The following is a 6,688-nucleotide window of genomic DNA, read 5'->3' as shown; positions in this document are numbered from 1 at the left end:
CGAACTCGCTCCGATGCCGGTGACGACGATGCGCGTGGTGCTCATGTGACGTGGATCCTCTGAAGGGTTCGGGGGAAAAGGTCGCGGACGGGCACGGTCGCGTGCCCGTCCGCGGATGACTACGCCTGGTTGGACGTGATGTAGGTGACGGCGTCGCCCACGGTCTTGAGGTTCTTGACCTCGTCGTCGGGGATCGTGACGCCGAACTTCTCCTCGGCATTGACGACGATCGTCATCATCGAGATCGAGTCGATGTCGAGGTCGTCGGTGAACGACTTCTCGAGCGCGACCTCGTCGGCCGAGATCCCGGTCTCGTCGGTGATGAGCTCGGCGAGTCCGGCGAGGACCTCTTCGTTGGTGAGTGCCATGGTTTCTCCTTCTTGGATGGTCGGGGCCCGTGGGCCAGTTCAGTCTAGGGTCGGGTGCGGGGCGCTCACGGGAGCACGACGACCTGGGCGGCGAACACGAGTCCTGCGCCGAAGCCGATCTGCAGGGCGAGTCCGCCGCTGAGCTCAGGGTGCTCCTCGAGGAGCCGATGCGTCGCGAGCGGGATCGACGCCGCCGACGTGTTTCCGGTCGTCTCGATGTCGCGACCGATCACGACGGTGTCGGGCAGCTTCAGCTGCTTCGCGAACTCGTCGATGATGCGCATGTTCGCCTGGTGGGGCACGAAGGCGGCGAGATCGGATGCCTCGACGCCCGCGGCCTCGAGGGCCTGGCGTGCGACCTTCACCATCTCCCACACCGCCCAGCGGAAGACCGTCGGACCCTCCTGGCGCAGCGTGGGCCATGGCGCGGCTCCGTCGCGGAACTCGACGAGCGTGTGGTTCATGCCGACCGCGTCGGCCTTCGAGCCGTCGGAGCCCCACACCGTCGGGCCGATGCCCGGGGTGTCGCTCGGGCCGACGACCACCGCGCCCGCGCCGTCGCCGAGCAGGAACGAGATGCTCCGGTCGGTGGGGTCTACGACGTCGCTGAGCTTCTCGGCGCCGACGACAACGGCGTACTTCGCCGCACCGGCGCGGATGAGGGCGTCGGCCTGCGCGACGCCGTACGCGAAGCCCGCGCACGCCGCGTTGAGGTCGTAGGCGGCGGCCGGGTTCGCGCCGATGCGGTCGGCGACGATCGCCGACACCGACGGCGTCTGCTTCGGGTTGCTGATCGTCGCGACGATGACGAGGTCGATGTCGGCCGGGTCGACTCCCGACTTCGCGACGGCCTCGGTCGCGGCATCCGTCGACAGCTCGATCGCGGTCGTCTCCTTCACCGCGCGCGTGCGCGTGATGATGCCCGTGCGCTGGCGGATCCACTCGTCGCTCGAGTCGATGGGGCCGACGAGGTCCTCGTTGGGCACGGCGATCTCGCCGCGCGCCGCTCCGTACGAGTAGATGCGGGTGTGGGCCGCCCCTTGGGGCTGGATGACGCCGGCGGTCATGCTTGTGCTCCGTTCTCGGCGGCGCCGAGCAGCTCGGCGGCCGCGCTCAGGTCATCGGGGGTCTTGACGGCGACGGTCGGAACGCCGCGCAGCGCGCGCTTGGCGAGCCCCACGAGCGTGCCTGCGGGCGCGAACTCGATGATGCCGCTCGCACCGGCGGCCGCGAAAGCCTCCATGCAGGCGTCCCACCGCACAGGCGAGGCGACCTGAGCCACGAGGAGGTCGAGGGCATCCTTGCCGCTCGAGACGACGGAGCCGTCGCGGTTGGTCCACACGGTGGCGGTGGGGTCGGATGCGGCGACATCCGCCGCGGCCTCGCGGAGCGTCTCGACCGCGGGCGCCATGTAGCGCGTGTGGAACGCGCCCGCGACCTGCAACGGAATCACGCGCGTACCCGCGGGCGGGTTCTCGGCGAGCGCCGCGAGGGCGTCGAGAGCGCCGGCGGCGACGAGCTGGCCGCCGCCGTTGTAGTTGGCCGGGGTCAGGTCGAGCTCGGTGAGCCGCGCCACGACCGCGTCCTGGTCGCCTCCGATGACGGCGCTCATGCCGGTCTTCTCGGCCGCGGCCGCCTCGGCCATGGCGCGCCCGCGGATGCCGACGAGCCGCATGCCGTCGTTCGGCGTCAGCACGCCCGCCGCGATGAGGGACGCGATCTCGCCGACCGAGTGCCCTGCGAAGCCCTGCGGCTTCACCTGGGAGCCTTCGGAGAGCGCACCCCACGACAGGATGCCGGCGGCGACGATGAGCGGCTGGGCGACCTGGGTGTCGCGGATGCGGTCGGCATCCCACTCGGTGCCGGCCGCGATGAGGTCGACACCGGCGGCCTCGGAGTACGCCTCCAACTGCGCGCGCGCCCCCTCGAGCTCGAGCCAGGGGGAGAGGAATCCGGGTGTCTGCGACCCCTGACCGGGGAAGACGGCGATGATCACCATCCCATCCTGCCAAGGATCGCGCGTCTCATCTGGCGGCTTCCACACAAGATCGACGGAGTCCTTTGTGCGTGCCGCACAGGGGTGGAGGCTTCAGAAGACTTCAGTGGGCGGGTCGCCGCGTCGCCGCGGTGCGGCGGCGCGTGGCATCCGTGCCGATGGATCCCAAGATGAGCGCGGTCTGCAGGATCAACGCTTCGCGCGCCCCCGTCGCGTCCCATCCGATGACATCCGACACGCGTTTGAGGCGGTAGCGCACCGTGTTCGGGTGCACGAACAGCTCGCGCGCGGTCGCCTCGAGCGAGCGGCCGTTGTCGAGGTAGCTCCACAGCGTCGTCACGAGATCGGCACTGTGCGCCTGCAGCGGCCGGTAGATGCGTTCGACGAGCGTCTGCTTCGCGAGCGGGTCGCCCGCGAGGGCGCGCTCGGGCAGCAGATCGTCGGCTTCGACGGGGCGCGGCGCGTGCCGCCACGCGCGCGCGACCGCGAAGCCCGCGAGCGCCGCTCGGGCGCTCTGGCCCGCGTCCACGAGCGCCGGCACGGTCGGCCCGAGCACGAGGTGCCCGCTGCCGAAGCCGGGTTCGAGGCGGTTCGCGATGTCGAGGAACGGCAGGTCGGTGGGGGTGTCGTCGGCGCGACCGGATGCCTCGGCCCGCCCGATCACGAGTACGAGCCGCGACCCCTGCACGCCCACGAGCACGTCGACCCCGAGCTTGCGCGCCGTGCGACGCAGCTGATCGATGTCGAACTGCGGCGGCGTCGTGCCGACGAGCACCGAGACCTCGCCGTGGCCGTGCCACCCGAGGGCGGCGATGCGGCTCGGGAGCTCCTCGTCGGCCTCGCCGGTGAGGATCGAGTCGACGACGAGCGCCTCCAGGCGCGCGTCCCACAGGCCGCGGGCCTCGGCCGCCCTCGCGTACACATCGGCAGCAGCGAAGGCGACCTCGCGCGAGTAGAGGAGGATCGCCTCGCGCAGATGCTCGCCGCGCCCCGCGACCCGCTCTTCGGTGACCTCGACCGTGACGCGGATGAGCTGCAGCGTCTGCTGGAGGCTGACGCTGCGCAGCAGCTCACGCGGGGCGGCGGCGAAGATGTCGGCGGCGATCCACGGAGTGGAGTTGGGCTCGTCGTACCACTGGATGAACGACGTGATGCCCGCCTGCGCCACGAGCCCCACGGCCGAGCGGCGCGCAGGCGGCATCTCGGCGTACCAGGGCAGCGTCTCCTCGAGCCGCTTGATCGTCGCCGTGGCGAGGTCGCCCGAGATGCGGCGCAGCCACGCCAGCGTCTCGGCCTTGTCGAGCGGCGTCGTCTCGGGCATCGCCCGGGTCAGCTCTCGCCGCCCGCGTTGCCGCTCGTGCCGGCCGACACGTCGTGCAGGCGGTACTTCTCGATCGCCTGCGCCGCGAGACCCCGGTCGACCTTGCCCTCGGCGGCCAGCTCCTGAAGCGTCCGCACCACGATCGAGGGTCCGTCGATCTTGAAGAAGCGACGGGCCGCGGGACGCGTGTCGGAGAAGCCGAATCCGTCCGCGCCGAGTGTCGCGAAGCGGTTCGGCACCCACGGGCGGATCTGGTCCTGCACGGCGTGCATGTAGTCGCTCACCGCGACGACCGGGCCTTCTGCGTCGCGCAGCTTCTCGGTGAGGTACGCGGTCTTGGGCTCGGACTCGGGGTGGAGGAAGTTGTGCTCGTCGGCGGCGAGGCCGTCACGACGCAGCTCGCTCCACGAGGTCACCGACCACACGTCGGCCACGACGCCCCAGTCCTCCTTGAGGAGCTGCTGCGCCTCGAGCGCCCACGGCACGCCGACGCCCGACGCGAACAGCTGCGCGCGGGGGCCGTCGCCCTCGCCGACGGAGATGCGGTGGATGCCTCGCACGATGCCGTCGACGTCCACGCCCTCGGGCTCGGCCGGCTGCACGAGCGGCTCGTTATAGACCGTGAGGTAGTACATGACGTTCGGGTCGGGGTGCTCTCCGCCGTACATGCGCTCGAGACCCGCACGCACGATGTGGGCGATCTCGTAGCCGTAGGCCGGGTCGTACGCGACCGTGGCGGGGTTCGTCGACGCGAGGAGCGGCGAGTGCCCGTCGGCGTGCTGCAGGCCCTCGCCGGTGAGCGTCGTACGACCCGCGGTCGCGCCGATGATGAAGCCGCGCGTCATCTGGTCGCCCGCGGCCCAGAACGCGTCGCCCGTGCGCTGGTATCCGAACATCGAGTAGAAGACGTACACGGGGATGAGCGGCTCGCCGTGCGTCGAGTACGACGTGCCCGTCGCCGTGAAGGCGGCGGCGGCCCCGGCCTCGTTGATGCCGACGTGCATGATCTGCCCCTGCGGGCTCTCCTTGTAGGCGAGCAGCAGGTCGCGGTCGACCGAGGTGTAGTTCTGGCCGTGCGGGTTGTAGATCTTCGCGGTCGGGAAGTACGCGTCCATGCCGAACGTCCGCGCCTCGTCGGGGATGATCGGCACGATCCGGTGACCGAAGTCCTTCGCGCGCAACAGGTCCTTGAGCAGGCGGACGAACGCCATCGTCGTGGCGATCTCCTGCGTGCCCGAGCCCTTCTTCGGCAGCGCGTACGCCTCGTCGCCCGGAAGCGTGATGTCGACGTGGTGCGAGCGGCGCTCAGGCAGGAAGCCGCCCAGCGCGCGGCGACGCTCCAGCATGTACTGGATCGTCTCGTCCTCGGGGCCGGGGTTGAAGTACGGCGGCTGGTACGGGTCCTCCTCGAGCTGCGCGTCGCTGATCGGAATGCGCATCGAGTCGCGGAAGTGCTTCAGGTCGTCGAGCGTCATCTTCTTCATCTGGTGGGTCGCGTTGCGGCCCTCGAAGTGGTGACCGAGACCATAGCCCTTGATCGTCTTCGCGAGGATGACGGTCGGCTGGCCCTTGTGCTCGACGGCGGCCTTGTACGCGGCGTACACCTTGCGGTAGTCGAGGCCTCCGCGGCGGAGCTTGCCCCAGATGTCGTCGTCGGACCAGTCCTTCACGAGGGCGGCGGTGCGCTCGTCGCGCCCGAAGAAGTGCTCGCGGATGAACGCGCCGTCCTCCGCCCGGTACGTCTGGAAGTCGCCGTCGGGCGTCGTGTTCATGAGGTGCACGAGCGCTCCGTCGACGTCCTTCGCGAGCAGCTCGTCCCAGCCGGAGCCCCACACGACCTTGATGACGTTCCAGCCCGCGCCGCGGAAGAAGCTCTCGAGCTCCTGGATGATCTTGCCGTTGCCGCGCACAGGGCCGTCGAGGCGCTGCAGGTTGCAGTTGACGACGAACGTGAGGTTGTCGAGGCCCTCGTTCGCCGCGATCTGGAGCTGGCCGCGGCTCTCGACCTCGTCCATCTCACCGTCGCCGAGGAACGCCCACACGCGCGACTCGGAGAGGTCCTTGATGCCGCGGTTGGTGAGGTACTTGTTGGTCAGCGCCTGGTAGATGGCGTTGATCGGCCCGAGACCCATCGACACCGTGGGGAACTGCCAGTAGTCGGGCATGAGACGCGGATGCGGGTAGGAGGGCAGCCCGTTGGGGAACTGCGACTTCTCCTGACGGAACCCGTCGAGCTGCTGCTCGGTGAGCCGGCCCTCGAGGAACGAGCGCGCGTAGATGCCGGGGGAGGCGTGGCCCTGGATGAAGACCTGGTCGCCGCCCGAAGGGTGGTCGAGGCCCTTGAAGAAGTGGTTGAAGCCGACCTCGTACAGCGAGGCCGACGAGGCGTACGTGGAGATGTGACCGCCGACGCCGATGCCGGGGCGCTGCGCGCGGTGGACCGTCAGCGCGGCGTTCCAGCGGATCCAGCGGCGGTAGCGGCGCTCGAGCTCCTCATCGCCCGGGAACTCGGGCTCGTTCTCCGGCGCGATCGTATTGATGTAGTCCGTCGTCGGGACCTGCGGAACGTTCAGCTGGAGCTCGCGCGAGGTCTGCAGCAGGCTCAGCATGATCTCGCGGCCCCGCGAACGCCCGTTCGCGTCGACGAGCTGCTGCAGCGACTCCTGCCACTCGGCGGTCTCCTCCGGGTCGCTGTCGAGCGGTTCCTGCGAGTACGGATCCTGGTCGTGGACAGTCACAGAAGAGACCTTTCGTCGTCTGGCAGATCATGCCAGTCCCTGCGGTACGAGGCGTGTCGGGCTTTGTTCGCTTCTGACAACGCACCATCCTCCAGCCTAGCGAGTTCCGGGCCCTTCGGATCGTTGGGGAGGCGGATGCGGGGCCGGAGGGGCCTCGACTCGTAGACTTGCCACAAGGGCCTTTAGCTCAGCTGGTAGAGCGCCACGTTTACACCGTGGATGTCGTCGGTTCGATCCCGGCAGGGCCCACCGCTCGTTCTCCGCC

Annotated in this window: 5 protein-coding genes and 1 tRNA gene; 1 reads left to right on the top strand and 5 read right to left on the bottom strand. The window is 69.8% G+C overall.

The window, feature by feature from the left end:
• Window positions 1-119: 119 nt before the first annotated feature.
• From VFF97_RS13960 to aceE, 5 genes are all read right to left on the bottom strand, one after another.
• The gene (locus VFF97_RS13960; RefSeq protein WP_325034102.1) at window positions 120-368 is read right to left on the bottom strand and encodes an acyl carrier protein; all 249 of its coding nucleotides are present in this window, start codon (window positions 366-368) and stop codon (window positions 120-122) included.
• A gap of 65 nt (window positions 369-433) precedes the next feature.
• A complete protein-coding gene (locus tag VFF97_RS13955) occupies window positions 434-1,435 on the bottom strand; it encodes a beta-ketoacyl-ACP synthase III (RefSeq protein WP_325034101.1) in 1,002 nt (333 codons plus the stop codon).
• Complete coding sequence (locus VFF97_RS13950; protein ID WP_325034100.1) at window positions 1,432-2,364, bottom strand: ACP S-malonyltransferase; 933 nt, start codon at window positions 2,362-2,364, stop codon at window positions 1,432-1,434. Before VFF97_RS13950 ends, VFF97_RS13955 begins: the two co-directional genes overlap by 4 nt.
• Before the next feature lie 103 nt (window positions 2,365-2,467).
• A complete protein-coding gene (locus tag VFF97_RS13945; protein ID WP_325034099.1) occupies window positions 2,468-3,685 on the bottom strand; it encodes a helix-turn-helix domain-containing protein in 1,218 nt (405 codons plus the stop codon).
• 8 nt (window positions 3,686-3,693) lie between these two features.
• Entirely contained in the window at window positions 3,694-6,423 is a 2,730-nt protein-coding gene (gene aceE / locus VFF97_RS13940; RefSeq protein WP_325034098.1) for a pyruvate dehydrogenase (acetyl-transferring), homodimeric type, read from the bottom strand.
• Window positions 6,424-6,599: 176 nt separating this feature from the next.
• Between aceE and VFF97_RS13935 the strand changes: the two genes are divergently transcribed.
• A tRNA-Val gene (locus VFF97_RS13935) sits at window positions 6,600-6,672 on the top strand.
• Window positions 6,673-6,688 lie beyond the last annotated feature (16 nt).

The organism is Microbacterium sp. (assembly GCF_035687345.1).
In the GTDB taxonomy this organism is placed as follows: Bacteria; Actinomycetota; Actinomycetes; order Actinomycetales; family Microbacteriaceae; genus Microbacterium.
This window is presented reverse-complemented; position numbering and strand designations above follow the sequence as displayed.

What these genes read in the sequence shown, in the direction of transcription:
- VFF97_RS13955 (WP_325034101.1), bottom strand. Translation starts at nt 1,435, where the DNA reads ATGACCGCCGGCGTCATCCAGCCCCAAGGGGCGGCCCACACCCGCATC.
- VFF97_RS13945 (WP_325034099.1), bottom strand. Translation starts at nt 3,685, where the DNA reads ATGCCCGAGACGACGCCGCTCGACAAGGCCGAGACGCTGGCGTGGCTG.
- VFF97_RS13960 (WP_325034102.1), bottom strand. Translation starts at nt 368, where the DNA reads ATGGCACTCACCAACGAAGAGGTCCTCGCCGGACTCGCCGAGCTCATC.